Origin of the sequence: Micromonospora sp. NPDC005413, assembly GCF_040606435.1 — a bacterium.
Taxonomy (GTDB): Bacteria; Actinomycetota; Actinomycetes; order Mycobacteriales; family Micromonosporaceae; genus Micromonospora.
Genome location: NZ_JBEXEV010000009.1, coordinates 115,368 through 132,599, shown reverse-complemented (window position 1 = coordinate 132,599; position 17,232 = coordinate 115,368). Strand labels below are relative to the sequence as shown.

Genomic DNA, 17,232 nt, shown 5'->3' with positions numbered 1-17,232 from the left:
GCGGGCAAACGGCGGCCGCTGGTGACGGCCGCCGGCCGGGAGCATCGCAGCGAAGACCGTCGTGTCCCCACGAGCGATATGACTCTCAGGCATATTCATGCCTCTGAGTCATATTCCTTCAATCGGGACTGCCCGCCGACGCGGTCGACGGGAGGGCGGTGGTGAGCCGGCCACACCTGCCGATGCGGCCGCTCTGGCGGTGTCGCGGCTGCGGTGCGCTCTGGCCATGCCAGCCGGCGCGGCTGGCGCTGCTCGCCGAGTACCGGCACGACCGCGTGGCACTGCTGGTCTACCTGGGCACGGCGATGGCGGAGGCGGGTGATCAGCTCGCCCGGCTCAACGGGCGACCCACCGACCTGCACGAGCGCTTCCTGGGTTGGGCGCGGGGGCGGGGCGGCACAATGTTTCACGTGAATCATGAGCCGGGAGCCGAAATCCACCACACCGATCCGTTCGCGGTGCCGACCGGGCAGCGGTCTCCGGTACGCCGCCTGCGTGGTCGCCTCGCCGCACCGGTGACCCTCTGGACGGCGCCCGGCCCCGCCGGGCTGACGGTCTCGTCCACCCTGGTGGCCGAGGGAGAACCGGACCGGTTGGTTGGTCTGATCGATCCGGAGTCCGACCTCTGGGCGGCGGTCGAGGAGGCGGGCCGGTTCGCGGTCTCGCCACTCGGCCCGCCGCACCGCCAGCTCGCCGATCGATTCGCCGGTCTCTTTCCCGCCCCGGGCGGGCTCTTCGCCACCGGCGCGTGGATCGACACGCCGTACGGGCCGGTGCCGGGGGACGCTGGCGGCTGGGCCGGGTGTCGACTGGACACCGCCCGGGAGTACGGCTGGGCCCTGCTGGTGGAGGCCACCATCGAGGCGGTCGACCTGGCCGAGGAGGCCTCGCCGCTGCTGCACTATCGCGGTCGCTATCACGAGCTGCCCGGCTGAACGGGCAGCCTCGCGACCACCAGAGTCGACCGACCGGTCACCGGAGTGATCTGAGTCACTCGGCGCAGCCAGCCAACCGCTCGGCGCACTCGACGACCGGCGTCGATCTCGCCCTTCCCCGTCGGGGAGCGCGCTCTTTACCGTGCGCGAAACTCCTCTGACGCCTGTGAAGGTGGTGATCCACACATGTCCACGGACACGCCCGCTCCGGCCGCTTCCCAGTCGGACAAGTACCTGGCCGTACAACGGTCGGACGAGTTCGCCGGGCTGCGGCGTGCGCTGCGCGGCTTCGTCTTCCCGATGACCGTCGCGTTCTTCCTGTGGTATGCGCTCTACGTCATTCTCTCCGCATACGCCCGGGACTTCATGGGCACGAGACTGTTCGACAGCAACATCAACGTCGCGCTGGTCTTCGGCCTGCTCCAGTTCGTCTCCACGTTCCTGATCGCCTGGCTCTACTCCCGGTACGCGGACCGGAAGATCGACCCCATCGCCGACCGGATCCGCGCCGAGATCGGGGAGGTGACCCATGAGCAAGGTCCTCGCGGTTGAGACGTTCCTCGCGGCCGAGGCGGGCAACCACACCGCCCGCAACCTGACCATCACGCTGTTCCTGGTCTTCGTGGCGGTGACCCTGGCCATCACCATCTGGGCCAGCCGGCAGACCAAGACGGCGACCGACTTCTACGCGGGCGGCCGGTCCTTCACCGGATTCCAGAACGGCATGGCGATCGGTGGCGACTACATGTCGGCCGCCTCGTTCCTGGGTATCGCCGGCATCATCGCGCTCTACGGCTACGACGGCTTCCTCTACTCGATCGGCTTCCTGGTCGCGTGGCTGGTGGCCCTGCTGCTGGTCGCGGAGCTGCTGCGGAACTCGGGCCGGTACACGATGGCCGACGTGCTGGCCTTCCGGATGCGTCAGCGTCCGGTGCGTACGGCGGCGGCGGTCTCCACCATCACGGTGTCGATCTTCTACCTGCTCGCGCAGATGGTGGGTGCCGGCGCGCTGGTCGCGCTGCTGCTCGGCATCCGGCCGGGGACGACCTTCCTCGGCATGGACGCGGCCACCGCGAAGGTGGCGACCATCATCATGGTCGGCACCCTGATGATCATCTACGTCACCGTGGGCGGCATGAAGGGCACCACCTACGTACAGATCGTCAAGGCGTTCCTGCTCATGGGCGGCGCGCTGGTGATGACCGTGCTGGTGCTGGCGAAGTTCAACTTCAACCTGTCGGAGCTGCTCGGCCAGGCGGCCGAGGCCTCCGGCAAGGGCAGCGCGTTCCTCGAACCCGGGCTGCGGTACGGCGTCGAAGTCGCCGGCAACTCGACACAGACGTTCTACAACAAGGTCGACCTGCTGTCCCTGGGTATCGCCCTGGTGCTCGGCACCGCCGGTCTGCCGCACATCCTGATCCGCTTCTACACCGTGCCGACCGCGAAGGCGGCCCGTAAGAGCGTGCTCTGGGCGATCGGCATCATCGGCACCTTCTACCTGCTCACCCTGGCCCTGGGCTTCGGTGCGGCGGCGCTGGTGGGCAGCGAGGCGATCACCGCGCAGGACAAGGCCGGCAACACCGCCGCGCCGCAGTTGGCCGAAGCGCTCGGGATCGACTTCTTCGGCGGCGAACTCGGTGGGGCGGCTCTGCTGGCGATCATCGCGGCGGTCGCCTTCGCCACCATCCTTGCCGTGGTCGCCGGGTTGACGCTGGCCTCTTCGTCCAGCCTGGCGCACGACTTCTACGCGAACGTCATCAAGCGGGGTGAGGCGTCGGAGCGGCAGGAAGTGCGGGTCGCCCGGATCTCCGCCCTGGGGATCGGCGCGGTGTCGATCGCCTTGTCGATCTACGCGCAGAACCTGAACGTGGCGTTCCTCGTGGCGCTGGCCTTCGCGGTCGCCGCCTCGGGCAACCTGCCGGCGATCCTCTACAGCCTCTTCTGGCGGCGGTTCAACACCTCCGGCGCGGTGTGGGCGATCTACGGCGGTCTGCTCGCGGCCGTACTGCTGGTGTTCTTCTCGCCGGTGGTCTCCGGTGCGCCGACCTCGATGTTCCCGGATCACGACTGGCAGTGGTTCCCGCTGTCCAACCCGGGCATCCTCTCGATCCCGTTCGGTTTCCTGTGCGGGTGGATCGGCACCGTCATCTCCAAGGAGCACGACGAGGACAAGTACGCGGAGCTGGAGGTACGCGCCCTCACCGGCGCTGGCGCCCACTAGCCACGGCACCCTGTTGCAAGGGAAGGGGCCCTGTTGACGCCACATGTCAACAGGGCCCCTTCCTCGAATTTCGGGGTCGGTAGGCTGAACGGTATGAAGGTTGCTGAGCGCTTCGGGTCCGGTCACCGCATTCTCGTCACCGGCGGAGCTGGTTTCGTCCCGTCGCACCTGGTGGACGTCCTGATCGCTCGGGGTTGCACGGTGGTGGCGCTGGACAACTTCGTGACCGGCTCCAAGGAAAACGTCGCCCACCTGCTGGATCGGCCAACCTTCACCCTCGTCGAAGCGGACATCTCCGACGGCCTGCCGACCCACCACCCGGCGCTGGCCGAGCGGTTCGACGCGATCCTGCACATGGCGTCGCCGGCCAGCCCTACCGACTTCGCCCAACTCCCGGTGGAGATCCTCCGGGTTGGCTCGGTGGGCACCCTGCACCTGCTGGACCGCGCGGTCGCCGATGGTGCCCGGTTCCTGATGGCCTCCACCTCCGAGGCGTACGGGGACCCGAAGGAGCACCCGCAGCGCGAGACCTACTGGGGCAACGTCAACCCGATCGGGGTCCGCAGCGTCTACGACGAGGCAAAGCGCTTCTCCGAGGCCGCGACAATGGCGTACCACCGGCACCGCGGGCTCGACGCGGCGATCGTCCGGATCTTCAACACGTACGGCCCGCGGATGCGCCCGGACGATGGCCGTGCCATCCCCACCTTCATCTCCCAGGCGCTGCGCGGCGAGCCGATCACCGTGCATGGCACCGGCAACCAGACCCGGTCCATCTGCTTCGTCGAGGACCTGGTGCGGGGCATCCTGCTGCTGCTCGACTCGACCGAGACGGGCCCGATCAACTGCGGCACCGAGCATGAGCTGTCCATGCGGCAACTCGCCGAGTTGATCGTGTCGCTCTCCGACAGCAGCTCGCAGGTGACCTACGTCACCCGCAGCTCGGACGACCCGGAGATGCGCCGCCCCGATCTCACGCTCGCCCGCGAACTACTCGGATACGAGCCGACGGTGACGCCCGAAGATGGCCTGCGACGCACGATCGAGCACTTCCGGGCGCGACTAGGGTAACCGGTTCACGGCGCACCGCCTGCCGCTGAGTGTCGCCTGAAGGCGGCGGTGGCTCCCGCTACGTACCCTGATTTACATGTCCGCGACTTCGTCTGCCGGCGTCCCGCATCCGTTCCTGCATCGCAGCGCCGGGCGCGCGTCGGTGCCCGGCCCCGATCAGGGCGCCTCCGGGCGCGCCCGTCCGACCGAGGCGCGCTTCTACCCGTCGTACGACGAGGAGCAGCCCGGTCCGGGCGGCCCGGCGGGGCCGAAGGGGCCCGGCGGGCCGGGTGGCACCGGCGGGCCGCGGCGGCGTGGCCCCCGACCGCGCTGGGGTCGGATCGCCCTCGTGGCCGGGGTCGCGGTGCTGGTGTTGGCGCTGCTCGGCAGCGTGGGTGCCTGGCTGTACGCCCGCAACCTCAACGGTGACCTGGCCCGCACCGACCCGTTCGCGGAGATCACCGGTGGCCGGCCGGCCAAAACCGTCGACGGCGCGCTGAACATCCTGTTGGTCGGCAGCGACTCGCGGGACCCGGACGCGCCGGTCGATTCCAAGAGTCAGTGGCGCGCCGACACGATCATCGTGATGCACATTCCGGCCGACCACCAGAAGGCGTACCTGGTCTCCATCCCGCGTGACCTCTACGTGCCGATCCCGGAGAGCGCCGGCGCGGACTGCGGTTCCGGACAGCGCGCGAAGATCAACGCGGCGTTCGCGTTCGGCGGGCTGCCGCTGGCGGTGCGCACCGTGGAGTGCTTCACCGACGTTCGGATCGACCACGTGATGGCGATCGACTTCGGCGGTTTCAAGGAGGTCACCGACGCCCTCGGCGGGGTGGACCTGAAGGTGGAGCGGACCATCACCTCGATCCACAAGCCGTACCGGACGTTCACCGAGGGCACCAACCACATGGACGGCTCGGAGGCGCTGGACTGGATCCGGCAGCGCAAGCAGTTCCCGGACGGGGACTTCGCCCGGATGCGGCACCAGCAGGAATTCCTCCGGGCACTGATGGACAAGGCGGCCAGCACGGGCACTCTGGCGAACCCGAAGAAGCTCAACGATTTTCTCCAGTCGGTGACCGCGGCCGTAACCGTCGACCAGGGTTTCTCGGTTACAGACATGGCGCTGCAGTTCCGCAATCTGCGCGGCCAGAACCTCACCTTTGTGACCAGCCCGAACTCGGGCAGCGAGACGATCAACGGCGAGTCGGTGGTGGTCTCGGACCGGGAGAAGGCGCTCGCCATGTACCAGGCCATGTCGGCGGACACCATGGCGGACTGGGTCAAGGCCAATCCGCCGAAGGGCAACAACGGCGGCTGACCGTCCCGGACGGGTGGTCTGGCGATACCGCCGTTGGAGGGCAGACGGTCACTCCGCCGTTCGGGTCATCGAGCGGCGGCGATCGACTGAATCCGAGAAAGTCGACGTCCGGATTGACCCGGGATGAACTCGCCAAGTCGATTTGATGTCCGTACAGTGGTGCCGCCCCCCTCCTGATCACGAGCTGGAGCACGCATGCCGGTTCAGGCCAGTCGTCGCCCTTCGTCCCCCGGGTCCGCCGCTCCCAGCGGCCGGGTCTCTGCGGCCATCCCAGCGCAGCCGCGCTCTTCGGGCGGTGGGCCGGGCGGTCTCCCGCCTGGCAGCGGCGGCGATGGCGGCGGCGCGGGTGGCGGTGGGTCGAAGAAGCGGACCAAGCGCAAGGACCCGCTCTGGGCCAGGCTGACCGTGGTCTTCGGTGCCGTGTTGATGCTGACCAGCGGCGTGGCCATCGTCGGCAGCAAGGCGCTGATCGGGCAGGCGACCGGCGGCATCGCGAAGGGCAACCTGCTGGGTGATGCGGGCAAGTCCGACGCCGAGGGCGGTGCGAGCCTGGACGGCCCGATCGACATGCTGCTGCTGGGCGTGGACGCGCGGGAGCGCTGGGCCGCCGACGACGTCCGCTCGGACAGCATCATCATCCTGCACATTCCGGCCACCCACGACCAGGCGTACCTGATCTCGATCCCCCGGGACACCGAGGCGCAGATCCCGGCGTTCAAGAAGAGCGGCTACGGCGGCGGCTCCGGGAAGATCAATGCCGCGTTCCAGGCCGGTGCCGCCAACGGTGGCGGCTGGGAGGGTGGCGCCCAGCTGATGGCCCAGACGATCAAGCAGCTCACCGGGATCAGCTTCGACGGCGCGGCGATCATCAACTTCGGTGGCTTCAAGAACGTCATCGACACCCTGGGCACGGTGCGGATCTGTGTCAGCCAGGAGGTCCAGTCGCTGCACATGTCGTACGTCGACGGCAAGCCGATGTGGAACGCGGACGCCAAGAAGACCGGCAAGGCGCGGACCCCGGTGGTGCACAAGAAGGGCTGCCAGGAGATGGAGGGTTGGGCTGCGCTCGACTACTCCCGGCAGCGCAAGACCCTCAAGAACGGCGACTACGACCGGCAGGCGAACCAGCAGCAGCTGATCAAGGCGATGGCCAAGAAGGCCACCGAGGGCGGGATGTTGTCCAACCCGGCCAAGATGAACAACCTGATCAAGGCGGCGGGTAAGGCGTTCGTGCTGGACACCGGCGGTGTGCCGATCGAGGACTTCATCTTCACCATGCGTGGGGTCACCGGCAACGAGCTGACCATGCTCAAGACCAACAACGGCACCTTCCACGCCAACGGCAACAACACCGAGGGCTTGAGCGAAGAGACGATGGACATGTTCCGGGCGGTCAAGCAGGACAAGCTCGCCGAATTCGTCTTCACGCACCCCGAGGTGATCTCCACCCGTAAGTGAGACGGGAGTCGAGGAAAGCCAGCGACGGCACCGTCACCGCCCGTAGCCTGACGTGAGTAGGTTTCACGTATCGGCTGCGGGGAGGCGGTCACGTCCAGGTGGGGACGGAACGCAGCGGGCCGGCCCGGGACGGCCTCGTCCGCCCGATCACGCCGCGCCCGTGGGTCACGGATCCTGCTCGGCATCGGCCTGGCCCTCGTCCTGCTGGCCGGGCTCGCCATGGTCGGGCTCAAGACCCTCACCCACCGGTACGACCGCTCGGTGGCCAAGGAGCAACTGCTCGATCCCGACGCCCGCACCGGCCGGACCGACCTGGACGGACCCCTCAACTATCTCCTGATCGGCTCCGACCGCCGCCCGGGCGACAGCGGGCCGGACCAACGCTCCGACAGCATCCTCATCGTGCACGTACCCGCCGGGCAGCAGGAGGCTTACCTGGTTTCCATCCCGCGTGACCTGTTGGTCGCCATCCCGCCCGGGAACGGCTTCGGTGGCGGTCAAGACAAGGTCAATGCGGCGTACGAGCACGGCGGCGGCGGACGGGCCGGCGCCCAACTGCTCTCCGCCACCCTGAACAGGCTCACCGGCATCCGGTTCGACGGTGCCGCGCTGATCGACTTCTCCGGCTTCCGGAAGGTCATCGACCTGCTCGGCGGGGTGCAGATGTGCGTGGACACCGAGGTGCGCTCGATCCACACCAACCGGGTCTTCCCCACCGGATGCCAGCAGATGGACGGGGCGAAGGCGCTGGACTACGTACGACAGCGCTACGACCTGCCCGGCGGCGACTACGACCGGCAGCGCCACCAGCAGCAACTGCTCCGGGCGATGCTGGACAGCGCCGGCAAGGCCGACCTGCGCAGCAACCCGGTCAAGCTGGACCAGGTGCTCCGGGCGGTGGGCAGCTCGTTGACCGTCGACAGCAACGGCGTACCCCTGGAGGACCTGCTCCTCGCGCTGCGCGCGCTGCCGCCCGACGGGATGCGCGGCGTCCAGGTGCCGTCCTCCCCGCAGACGATCGACGAGGTCTCGTACGTGGTGCTGGACAACGGGGGCAACGGGCTCTTCGAGGCAGTTCGCGGCACGCGGGTGCCAGCGTGGGCCCAGGCCAACCCCCATTGGGTGACCCGGTTGTGACCGTGCCGACGGCCGGGTCGGTGCCGAACCGGCCGCTGAGGATCTAGTGTTGCTTTCTGTGTTCGGACCCCAGGTTCCCACCGTGCCCGTGACCGAGATCGCCGACGAGACCTACCTGCTGGATGTGCGGGAGGACGACGAGTGGGCGGCCGGCCATGCTCCCAACGCCCACCACCTGCCGATGATGGAGCTGCCGGCCCGGCTCGCGGAGGTGCCCACCGACCGGGACGTGGCGGTCGTCTGCCGCTCCGGCGGGCGTTCCGCCCAGGTCGTCGCCTACCTCATCAACAACGGCTGGGAGCAGGTGCGAAACGCCGACGGTGGGATGCGCCAGTGGGCTGCGGTCGGCCGACCGGTGGTCGACGCGAACGGACAGCCCGGCCAGGTCATCTGAGGCGGGCGGGATGGGCGGGCCACTGGTCTTCGCGCACCGCGGTGCGTCGTACGACCTTCCCGAGCACACCCTCGCCGCGTACCTGCGCGCTCTCGATGAGGGCGCCGACGGCCTGGAGTGCGATGTCCGACTGACCCGGGACGGGCACCTGGTCTGCGTGCACGACCGACGACTCGACCGGACCAGCAACGGTCGCGGTCTGGTCAGCGCGCGTACGCTCGCCGAGCTGGATGCGCTGGACTTCGGCTCGTGGCATCCGGGCAGCGCGCCGAGCGGCGACCTGCCGCCCGACGAGTCGCACACCCGGCTGCTGACCCTGGCGCGGCTGCTGGACGCGGTGCTCGCCGCCGGCCGGCCGGTCCGGTTGCTGGTGGAGACGAAACACCCGTCCCGTTACGGCTCGAACGTGGAACGGCGACTGGTCAGCCTGCTGCGCCGGTACGGGCTGGCTGATCCGGCGCCGGACGACCCGGTGCAGGTGACCGTCATGTCGTTCTCCCCGCTGGCGCTGCGGCGGCTCCGCGAGCTGGCTCCGACGCTGCCGACGGTGTTGTTGCTGGAGGTGCTGCCGCGCTGGCTGCGGCTGAACCGGCTGCCGTTCGGCGCCCGCGTCGCCGGGCCGGGCATCGGCCTGGTCCGGGCCCGCCCGCAACTGCTGCCCGCACTGCGCGCGGCCGGCAACCAGGTGTACGTCTGGACGGTCAACGATCCGGCCGACCTGGAGCTGGTGCTGGCCACCGGGGTGGACGGGATCATCACTGATCGGCCGGCGTACGCCCTGGCCCGCCTGGACCGCTGACCGGCGGCCCGGCGGCCGGTCTGCTCGGACCCGAGCAGGCCGACCGGGCGGGGGTGCCCAAATCGGGGTCGGCGAGGCAGACTCGGCACATGCCGGAGCGTATTGATTTCCCCGCTCTCATCGCCGGCCACACCGTCGTGATCGAGATGATCAATTCTGGGGACGCGGGCCTGCCGGTCCTCACCCAGCTGCTCCGGGTGGCCCAGCCGGCACTCGGCGCGACCGGTATGGCGTTCGTCGAGTTCGGTCCGACCGGCGGTCGCGTGATCGCCGCGACCGGCGCGGCGGAATGGGCCCTCGGCCGTCCGCTGGCGGCCGACGACCCGGACACCGTCTGTCTGCTCTCCGGGCCGCGGGTGCGCCAGGTCCGGGTGGGCGACCTCAACGGCAAGTTGGCCGGCGAGCTGGCGGGCAGCGGCCTGCGCCGGATGGTGGTCTCGCGAGCCGAGATCGGCGGCCACACCGTCGGGAGCCTGCACGCGCTCTACCCGGGCGACGACGAGCCGGGCGCCGAGCAGCAGGGGGTCGTCGGCTACCTCGCGTCCTGCGTCGGGCACATGTACGGCGACCAGGGCGGTCTGCCGGTGCACGGCGACGGCCCGGTGGTGGCCGCACTCGCCGACGGGCTTGCCGTCGTCGACCGGGACGGGCACGTCCGACTCTGGAACCCGGCCGCCGCCCAGGTCACCGGCCGGTCGGTCGAGCAGGCGCTGAGCCGCCCGTTGCCGTTCCCGCTGCCGCCCTCGGGCCAGGTGCGGGACCATCGGATGCCCGACGGCCGCTGGCTGCGGATCACCTCCGGCGAGCTGCCCGGCCCCGGCACGTTGCGGGTGGTCACCTTCCGCGACATCACCGATCAGCAGCGCCGCGACCACGACCGGGAGCTGTTCGTCGCGGTCACCAGCCACGAGCTGCGTACCCCGGTCACCGTGATCAAGGGGTACGCGGACACGCTCACCGACCACTGGGAGTCGCTGACCGAGGTCGACCGACGGCAGGCTGCCCGGGTGATCGGGCAGCGCGCCAACGAGTTGGCCCGGCTGGTCGACCGTCTCCTCTCCTCGGCGGCCGAGGCGGGGCCGGGGGACGACCCACCCACTCCGTTCGACCTCGGCGAGGCGCTGCGCTCCGCCGTCCTGGACCTGCCGGCGGAGTTGCGTCGCCGGCTGGTGCTCGGCCTCCCGACCGATCTGCCCAAGGCGCTCGGCCATCGACCCAGCCTGGCCACCGTGCTGACCGAGTTGACGACCAACGCCGGCAAGTACTCGGCACCGGGTTCTCCGATCGAGATCACCGCCTCGGTCGACGGTCACCTGGTGGCGTTCCGGGTCAGTGACCGGGGCATCGGCATCCGACCGGAGCACGTGGAGCGGGCGTTCGACAGGTTCTGGCAGGGCGAGTCCGGCGACCGGCGCGGCTACCCCGGGGCAGGGCTGGGCCTCTATCTCGTCCGCCGAATCGTTGAACAGCAAAATGGATGGGTATCCCTACGTCCAAGGACCGGCGGCGGTACGGTCGCAGAGGTGCGGCTACCGCGCGGTTGACCGAGGGTGGCGCGACGTGGAGGCGACGGTGGCAGCGGCAGTGAGGGAGCGGGCGTGGTGTGTGGTGGTTCCCCATCACCCGGCCGGCGCACGGCTGGCCCGGCACCGGCTCGCCGGTGAGCTGGCGGACGTCGTACCCCCGACGCTCCTCGCGGATCTGATCGCGGTGCTCGCGGAGCTGGTGGGCAACGCGGTGCGGCACGCGCGGCCCCTGCCTGGCGGGGTGGTCCGGGTGGCCTGGGGGCTGCGGCCCTCGGCCGAGGGCCCACGGATCCAGCTGCGGGTCACCGACGGCGGCGCGACCACCGGGCCACGGATCCGCACGGCCAGCCCCGACGCGGCCGACGGGCGGGGGTTGCACATCGTGGCCGGGCTGGCCACCCGCTGGGGCGTCGAGCGGGACGGCATGGGCCAGCGCGTGTGGGCGGAGTTCGACCTGGTGCCGACACCCCGACCCACCCTGGTGCCGGCGGGCTGAGTGCGGCTCGGGCGGGTCCCGCCCACGGCGAGCCGGGCGGGGCTCTAGGCTGTGACGCCGTGAGCAAGCGTCGAAAGAGCCAGCGCACCGCCGCCGACACCGCCCCCCGCCGAGACAAGGTGCGGGACGTCTTCGTGCCGCGTCCCTTCGACGGGCTGGTCGACGAGCCCGAGTGGATCGCGCTGCGCGAGTTGGTGCCCGCCGCCTCCGCGCCGCTGAGGCTGGCACCCGCCCTGGTCGAGGAGTTCGGTGACCGGTCGGCGACGCTGGCAACGGTGCTGCCGATGGCCGCCCCGGCGATCACGAAGCCGGACGGTCGGGTGCTCATCGGTCTCCAGCGCCACCAGCAGTCCGGTGACGTCTCCCGGGACCTGGCCGAGGCGTTGCTCTGCGCGCTGCGCACCGAGCCGGGCGCTCAGGTGACCGTGCCGCCGCTGCCCGGCCCCGGCCCCCGCCTGCAGGACATCCTGGTGGACGAGCCGCTGGAGATCAGCATGCACGAGGGTTTCGAGTTCTGGCTCGACCCCGGGGCCGCCGACGATCCGACCGTCCAGGCGTCGCTGGAGCGGGCGAACGCGGCCATCTACCCGACGGTGCGGCTGACCGCGGCGAAGGCCGCGTACTGGTGCCAGGTCCCGGAGAAGGCACACGTGCGCTGGGTGCTGCCGGACGACGAGGACGCCGCCCTGGACGCGCTGGCGCGGCTCGGCGCGGCCGGCACGTTGACGCTCGGCGAGCAGACCAAGTTCGCCGGCATGTTCCGCGCGCACGGTCGGCTGGTGCCGGTCTGGGACCTGCCGGAGGAGACTCCGGCGACCGAGTGGGAGGAGCCGGTGGCGCAGTTCGCCAAGCGGTACGCCGAGGCGCTCACCGCCACCGACCCGCTCGACGCCGCCGGCCGCCGGGCCCGCCAAGGGCTGCTCGGCCGCCAACTCACCCTCCGCTGAGGTCAGGAAGAGCCCTTTCCTGGCAAGGGATCGCGGGTGATCGGGCAGGACATGCAGCGCGGCCCGCCCCGACCGGAGCCCAGCTCGGAACCGGCGATCGGGATCACCTCGATGCCGGCTCGCTCCAGCTGGGCGTTGGTCTCGGTGTTGCGCTCGTAGCCAACGCAGAGCCGTGGCGCCAGAGCGAGGGTGTTGTTGCCGTCGTCCCACTGCTCGCGTTCCGCGGTGACCGGGTCCAGCCCGGTGTCGATGACCCGGAGCAGGTCGAGGTCCATCGCGTCGGCGGCGGCCCGCAGGAACGGCGCGGGCCCGTCCACCCGCGGGTCCTCACCGTCCGCGCCGGCGATCACCGTGTACGCGGACAGCGTGCTCGCGATGTTGGGATACATCAGTACGGCGTCCACGTCGACCATCGTGCAGACGGTGTCGAGGTGCATGGTGGCGCGCTTCTGGGCGATCGGCACCACCAGGATGGTGTGGGCCAGGCCGGCGGCGAAGACCTGCCGACCGAGGCGCTCGGCACCGGCCGGCGTGGTCCGCTCGCCCACCCCGACGGCCAGCACCCCGGGTGCGAGCAGCAGCACGTCCCCGCCTTCCAGGTGCTCAAGGTTCGGGCGGTAGACGAACTCGGTGCCGGCGAAGCGTGGGTGGTGGCGGTAGATGGCGTCGGTCAGGGTGGTCTCCCGGCGGCGGGCCGGCATGGCCAGGCTGGTGACACCGACCCGATCGCCGATCCACAGCGACGAATCGCGGGTGAACAGCAGGTTAGGTAACGGATCGATAACGAAGTCGTGTCGATCCATCAATGTGTAGACCAACCCACCCGGCCGCTCCGAGCTGATCCGAAGCTCCTCGTGGGCCAGCCCGGCGGTGAGCACGTCGGCCAGGGCAGCCGGGTCGAGATAGGAGAGGTGGTCGGCGACGCGGGCCCGCAGGGTGTCGCCGAGCCGTCGGGAACGCAGCACCTGCTCGATGAGCTCGGCCCGGGCGTCCGCGACGGCCAGCGTCTCGGTCAGCAGGGTGGCCAGGTAGAGCACCTCGACCCCGCGCTCGCGCAGGGCGGCGGCGAACGCGTCGTGCTCCTCCTGGGCGCGCCCGACCCAGGGGATCGCGTCGAACAGGAGCGAGTCGTTGTTGCGCGGGGTGAGCCGGGCCAGTTCGGGGCCGGGCCGGTGCAGCAGTACGGTGCCGAGCCGGCCGACTTCACTGTCGACGTAGTGGGTCACTCCCGCAGCGTAGGGCAGGGTTTGGCGGCATCCGAGAAAAGAACTGTGGATGAATATGGCATTCATCCACAGTCACTCCGGCGTTCCGGCTTGCCGAACACCGGTAGTGGCAACGTAGGGTAGTGAGGACATAACTTCGAGGGACCTTTTGCCGGAGGTCGCGATGACTGTCTTTCCCGCACGACGAGCCGTACCGTCCGCTCGGGCACTGCCGCCCGTCGCGGTGCCACACCCCCGCGTCGAGTCGCCGGGGGTTCTCGAACCAGTCCGTCCGACACCGCTCGAATGGGCACGCCGCCGTCGGGCCGAGCGGGGTGCCCGCCGCCTGGAGGCGGCCGGGGCGCGGGCGCTGGGTCAACTCGACCACCTCGGGCCTGCCTGGCACGTCATCGAGTGGCCGCGCACCGACGTGACGGACGTCCTCGACCACGGTCACGACGATCGCGCCGGGTTCCTCGCCATCGGGCCGAGCGGTCTCTTCGCCGTGACCATCGCCGACCACGGCCGGGCCAGGGTGCTCGTCGCCGGGGACGTCGTGCAGATCAACGGCAAGCGGCCTCCGTACGTGGCCGAGTCCCGCCGGGACGCCAAGCGGGCCAGCAAGGCCCTCTCCGACGCGGTGGGGCTGCCCGTTCCGGTGACCCCGGTGCTGACCTTCGTCGGCTCCGGCGTGATCAGTGTCTACGGCCTTCCAAAGGACTGCCTGATGGCCACACACCGGGAGCTGGACCGGCTCCTCGTGGCCGGTGGCAGCCGGATCAGCCCTGCCACGGCCGAGAAGCTCTCCCGGGTCGCGCAACACCCCGGCACCTGGCTGAACGGCACGTACCGTCCAACGGGCGACTACCGGTGGTATGACGAGGGCCGAACGGCCGCTGACAAGCAGGCCCACCACCGGTAACGTCACCGGCGACGCCACGCGGCTCCGGTCCCCTCTCCACCTCACCGGTTTCCGCGCCGTCATCGGCCGCCCCGGTTCAGGCCGCGCGGCCCGGTGACCCGGTGCGCTCGGTGATACCGTCGGCGACCCGCTAGCGTGGACAGTCGATCGGTGTACATAGGAGGCGCGGTGGCCCACGTCGAACTTTCGCTCTCGGAAGCGTTCGTGCCGGCGGCGCGGGCCTCGACAGAGCCGGAGTCCGACAACGTCGGTCAATGGTCCTCGACGGTCTCCCGGGCCGATGAGCCCTGCCTGCTGATCGACGCCGACACCCGCGTGGTGGCGATCTCCACAGCCGGGTGCGAGCTGCTCTGCCTGGGCGAGCCGGGCGGCCTGATCGGGCGACCGCTGCTCGACGGCGGGCTGCGCCTCCTCGATTTCACCGCCAACCGGGGCGAGCTGACCGAGGCCGAAGCCGACAAGATCCCGCCCCTGCTGGCGCTCTCCTCCGGCCGACTCGCCCGGGGGCTACTCCGGGTGCAGGCCGCCTCGGCTAACAGCTCCGACGCGACCGTCGACGCGATCTCCACGCCGGTGCTCACCGATGGTGCCGTCGCCGGCTCACTCACCTTCTTCTCCGAGGTCTGACCTGCGGCGGAGTGTGTCCTTCGCCGCACTCCGCGTTGCTGGGATGGCCCACGCGAAGGCCGTAAGGTGCCCTCATGCTCGATATCGCTCTGCTGCCGGGGGAATACGCTGTGTGCCGGTTGACCGCCGGCGCCACCCTGCCGTACGCGTTGTCGAGCGGGCTGCGCGGCACCGACGTGGTCACGGTGAGCTGGACGGCCGACGGGATCTCCGTGATCTGCCCGACCGACCGGGCCCCGACGCACGCCGTGGTGGAGACCGTTTGGCGCTGCCTACGGGTCACCGCCCCGGTGGAGTCGGCCAGCACCGGCAACCTGGCCGCGCTCGTCGACCCGCTCGCCGAGGCACGGGTCAGCGTGGTCACATTCTCCACCTTCGACACCGACTACCTGCTGGTGCCGGCCGTCCGGCTGACCGAGGGCACGGCCGCGCTGCAGCGCGCCGGGCACCGCGTCATCGGCTGAGCTTCACCCGACCGGCCGCTCGCCCTACGATGGGCTCGGCCACCCCGGCCGCGACGAATTCTCCGATGTCCCGAGGATCGGCCCGTGCCGTTCGCCCCGCCCCGCCCCGTGTCTCCCCCGCCGCGCTCCCGCCCCACGGCTGCCCGTGTGCTGTCTGCGAGCCGGGCCCTGCCGGTGGTGCTCGTACTGCTCGTGATCGGTGCGATGACCGGCTGCGGCAGTCCACCCGAGCTGCGCGAACCAACGGGCCTGCCGAGCCACACGGCGGCCCCGACCACACCCGGCACGCCGACCGGCGCCCCGAGCACCGCCCCGAGCACCGCGCCGACCATCCCGCCGGTCGTCACGGCCACCCCCGACGCCGGGCTGGTCGCGACGGCCTGCCGGAACGGGCCGACCGGGCAGCGGGTGGTGCAACTGCTGCGCGGGCGTGCGGGAGTGCTCCCGGCCAACGTCCGGGTCCAGGTCCACACCGGGCCGCTCTGCGCCGCTGACTGGCAGTACACCGTGCTGGAGGTCACCGGGCACGAGGAACTCCAGGTGGTCACCCGAGGCCAGCCCACCGCGCCGACGCTGGTCACCGCCGGCACCGACGTCTGCACCATCGAGGTACGCGCCACCGGCCCGGCCGGGATCCGCGCCCTCGCCTGCGACGCCGGTCCGGCCGCCCAGCCGGGTGCGTAGACGCCGGTCCGGCCGCCCAGCCGGGTGCGTAGGCTGATCGACATGCCGGGAACACCGCCGACGCGCTTCGTCTACCTCGGGCCGGAGGGCACCTTCGCCGAGCAGGCCCTACGCTCCGTCCCCGCCGCCGAGCGCGGCAGCCGTACGCCTGCGCGCAGCGTCGGGGAGGCGCTCGACAGCGTCCGGGCCGGGGACGCCGACGCCGCGCTGGTGCCGCTGGAAAACTCGATCGGCGGCGCGGTGGGCGTCACACTGGATGAGATGGCCGAGGGCGAGCCGTTGGTGATCACCCGGGAGGTGATCCTGCCGGTGGAGTTCGTGCTCGGCGCCCGTCCCGGCACCTCGCTGACCTCGATCCGCACCGTGGCGGCCCATCCGCAGGCGTCCACCCAGTGCCGGGGGTGGCTGCGCGACCACCTGCCCGACACCGTGGTGGTCGACGTGCTCTCCAACGGCGCAGCCGCCGCTGGTGCCGGTGCCGGTGAGTACGACGCGGCGATCTGCGCACCGATCGGCGCGACTCGGCACCGGCTCGCGATACTTGCCGACAAGATCGCCGACCACCCCGACGCGGTGACCCGGTTCGCGCTGGTGTCCCGCCCCGGGCCGCCCCCACCGCCGACCGGCGACGACCTCACCTCGCTCGCGGTCTACATCGCCCACGACCGGGTCGGCGCGCTGCTGTCCGTGCTGATGGAGTTGGCCGTGCGCGGGGTCAACCTGACCCGGATCGAGTCCCGCCCGACCGGCGAGGCGCTGGGCCGGTACGTCTTCTTCCTGGACTGCACCGGGCACGTGGCCGACGTACGCCTGGGTGAGGCGTTGCAGGGGCTCCGCCGGGTCTGCGCCGACGTCCGCTTTCTGGGCTCGTACCCCCGGCACCGATGGGACGTGGCGGCGGGTGAGCGGCCGGTGCCCGCGCCGGCGGGCCTCTCCGACGTCGACTACGTCGACGCGGCTGCCTGGCTGTCCCGGCTGCGGACCGGCGAATTGACCTGACCGGGCGGGGCGCTCCCGGAGCCCGGGAGCGCCCGCACCGCTGG

At 70.9% G+C, this 17,232-nt stretch carries 18 protein-coding genes; 17 read left to right on the top strand and 1 reads right to left on the bottom strand.

Annotated elements, in window-relative coordinates; genetic code table 11:
- The first annotated feature begins 182 nt into the window (after positions 1–182).
- The 12 genes from ABZS37_RS13565 to ABZS37_RS13510 all read left to right on the top strand — a co-directional run bounded on the left by ABZS37_RS13565 (position 183) and on the right by ABZS37_RS13510 (position 12,287).
- On the top strand, positions 183–935 hold the full coding sequence (locus ABZS37_RS13565; RefSeq protein WP_355168753.1) for a flavin reductase family protein: 753 nt from the start codon (positions 183–185) through the stop codon (positions 933–935).
- 186 nt (positions 936–1,121) lie between these two features.
- Positions 1,122–1,487, top strand: coding sequence for a DUF485 domain-containing protein (locus ABZS37_RS13560; RefSeq protein WP_355168644.1), 366 nt, complete (start codon positions 1,122–1,124; stop codon positions 1,485–1,487).
- The gene (locus ABZS37_RS13555) at positions 1,465–3,156 is read left to right on the top strand and encodes a cation acetate symporter (protein WP_355168642.1); all 1,692 of its coding nucleotides are present in this window, start codon (positions 1,465–1,467) and stop codon (positions 3,154–3,156) included. Before ABZS37_RS13560 ends, ABZS37_RS13555 begins: the two co-directional genes overlap by 23 nt.
- A gap of 93 nt (positions 3,157–3,249) precedes the next feature.
- Positions 3,250–4,227, top strand: a complete 978-nt coding sequence (locus ABZS37_RS13550; RefSeq protein WP_355168640.1) for an NAD-dependent epimerase/dehydratase family protein — start codon at positions 3,250–3,252, stop codon at positions 4,225–4,227.
- 76 nt (positions 4,228–4,303) lie between these two features.
- Positions 4,304–5,530, top strand: coding sequence for an LCP family protein (locus ABZS37_RS13545; RefSeq protein WP_355168638.1), 1,227 nt, complete (start codon positions 4,304–4,306; stop codon positions 5,528–5,530).
- A 195-nt stretch (positions 5,531–5,725) separates the two neighbouring features.
- On the top strand, positions 5,726–6,988 hold the full coding sequence (locus ABZS37_RS13540) for an LCP family protein (RefSeq protein ID WP_355168636.1): 1,263 nt from the start codon (positions 5,726–5,728) through the stop codon (positions 6,986–6,988).
- 219 nt (positions 6,989–7,207) lie between these two features.
- Positions 7,208–8,125 carry an LCP family protein gene (locus tag ABZS37_RS13535; protein ID WP_355168634.1) on the top strand — a complete coding sequence of 306 codons (918 nt, stop codon included), beginning with the start codon at positions 7,208–7,210 and terminating at the stop codon, positions 8,123–8,125.
- A 58-nt stretch (positions 8,126–8,183) separates the two neighbouring features.
- A complete protein-coding gene (locus ABZS37_RS13530; protein ID WP_354993067.1) occupies positions 8,184–8,519 on the top strand; it encodes a rhodanese-like domain-containing protein in 336 nt (111 codons plus the stop codon).
- A 10-nt stretch (positions 8,520–8,529) separates the two neighbouring features.
- Complete coding sequence (locus ABZS37_RS13525; RefSeq protein ID WP_355168632.1) at positions 8,530–9,318, top strand: glycerophosphodiester phosphodiesterase family protein; 789 nt, start codon at positions 8,530–8,532, stop codon at positions 9,316–9,318.
- A gap of 89 nt (positions 9,319–9,407) precedes the next feature.
- Positions 9,408–10,862: a PAS domain-containing sensor histidine kinase gene (locus ABZS37_RS13520; protein ID WP_355168630.1), complete on the top strand. Its 1,455-nt coding sequence runs from the start codon at positions 9,408–9,410 to the stop codon at positions 10,860–10,862.
- A 61-nt stretch (positions 10,863–10,923) separates the two neighbouring features.
- Positions 10,924–11,340, top strand: a complete 417-nt coding sequence (locus tag ABZS37_RS13515; RefSeq protein WP_355168751.1) for an ATP-binding protein — start codon at positions 10,924–10,926, stop codon at positions 11,338–11,340.
- A 59-nt stretch (positions 11,341–11,399) separates the two neighbouring features.
- A complete protein-coding gene (locus ABZS37_RS13510) occupies positions 11,400–12,287 on the top strand; it encodes a DUF5926 family protein (RefSeq protein ID WP_355168628.1) in 888 nt (295 codons plus the stop codon).
- Positions 12,288–12,289: 2 nt separating this feature from the next.
- Here the strand turns inward: ABZS37_RS13510 and ABZS37_RS13505 are convergent, their stop codons facing one another.
- Entirely contained in the window at positions 12,290–13,513 is a 1,224-nt protein-coding gene (locus ABZS37_RS13505; protein WP_355168626.1) for an arginine deiminase, read from the bottom strand.
- Between the two features lie 163 nt (positions 13,514–13,676).
- Between ABZS37_RS13505 and ABZS37_RS13500 the strand changes: the two genes are divergently transcribed.
- The 5 genes from ABZS37_RS13500 (at position 13,677) to pheA (ending at position 17,188) form a co-directional block, all read left to right on the top strand.
- Positions 13,677–14,414, top strand: coding sequence for a hypothetical protein (locus ABZS37_RS13500; protein WP_355168624.1), 738 nt, complete (start codon positions 13,677–13,679; stop codon positions 14,412–14,414).
- A gap of 168 nt (positions 14,415–14,582) precedes the next feature.
- Entirely contained in the window at positions 14,583–15,041 is a 459-nt protein-coding gene (locus ABZS37_RS13495) for a hypothetical protein (protein ID WP_355168622.1), read from the top strand.
- Positions 15,042–15,115: 74 nt separating this feature from the next.
- Entirely contained in the window at positions 15,116–15,505 is a 390-nt protein-coding gene (locus tag ABZS37_RS13490; RefSeq protein WP_355168620.1) for an ACT domain-containing protein, read from the top strand.
- 204 nt (positions 15,506–15,709) lie between these two features.
- Positions 15,710–16,189 (top strand): hypothetical protein, encoded by a 480-nt coding sequence (locus ABZS37_RS13485; RefSeq protein WP_355168749.1) that lies wholly within the window; start codon positions 15,710–15,712, stop codon positions 16,187–16,189.
- Between the two features lie 42 nt (positions 16,190–16,231).
- Positions 16,232–17,188 (top strand): prephenate dehydratase, encoded by a 957-nt coding sequence (gene pheA / locus ABZS37_RS13480; protein WP_355168618.1) that lies wholly within the window; start codon positions 16,232–16,234, stop codon positions 17,186–17,188.
- Positions 17,189–17,232: the final 44 nt, after the last annotated feature.

Coding starts and splice junctions, on each gene's coding strand:
- ABZS37_RS13565 (WP_355168753.1), top strand. CDS start 183: ATGCGGCCGCTCTGGCGGTGTCGCGGCTGCGGTGCGCTCTGGCCATGC.
- ABZS37_RS13560 (WP_355168644.1), top strand. CDS start 1,122: ATGTCCACGGACACGCCCGCTCCGGCCGCTTCCCAGTCGGACAAGTAC.
- ABZS37_RS13555 (WP_355168642.1), top strand. CDS start 1,465: ATGAGCAAGGTCCTCGCGGTTGAGACGTTCCTCGCGGCCGAGGCGGGC.
- ABZS37_RS13550 (WP_355168640.1), top strand. CDS start 3,250: ATGAAGGTTGCTGAGCGCTTCGGGTCCGGTCACCGCATTCTCGTCACC.
- ABZS37_RS13545 (WP_355168638.1), top strand. CDS start 4,304: ATGTCCGCGACTTCGTCTGCCGGCGTCCCGCATCCGTTCCTGCATCGC.
- ABZS37_RS13540 (WP_355168636.1), top strand. CDS start 5,726: ATGCCGGTTCAGGCCAGTCGTCGCCCTTCGTCCCCCGGGTCCGCCGCT.
- ABZS37_RS13535 (WP_355168634.1), top strand. CDS start 7,208: ATGGTCGGGCTCAAGACCCTCACCCACCGGTACGACCGCTCGGTGGCC.
- ABZS37_RS13525 (WP_355168632.1), top strand. CDS start 8,530: ATGGGCGGGCCACTGGTCTTCGCGCACCGCGGTGCGTCGTACGACCTT.
- ABZS37_RS13520 (WP_355168630.1), top strand. CDS start 9,408: ATGCCGGAGCGTATTGATTTCCCCGCTCTCATCGCCGGCCACACCGTC.
- ABZS37_RS13500 (WP_355168624.1), top strand. CDS start 13,677: ATGACTGTCTTTCCCGCACGACGAGCCGTACCGTCCGCTCGGGCACTG.
- ABZS37_RS13490 (WP_355168620.1), top strand. CDS start 15,116: ATGCTCGATATCGCTCTGCTGCCGGGGGAATACGCTGTGTGCCGGTTG.
- ABZS37_RS13485 (WP_355168749.1), top strand. CDS start 15,710: ATGACCGGCTGCGGCAGTCCACCCGAGCTGCGCGAACCAACGGGCCTG.
- pheA (WP_355168618.1), top strand. CDS start 16,232: ATGCCGGGAACACCGCCGACGCGCTTCGTCTACCTCGGGCCGGAGGGC.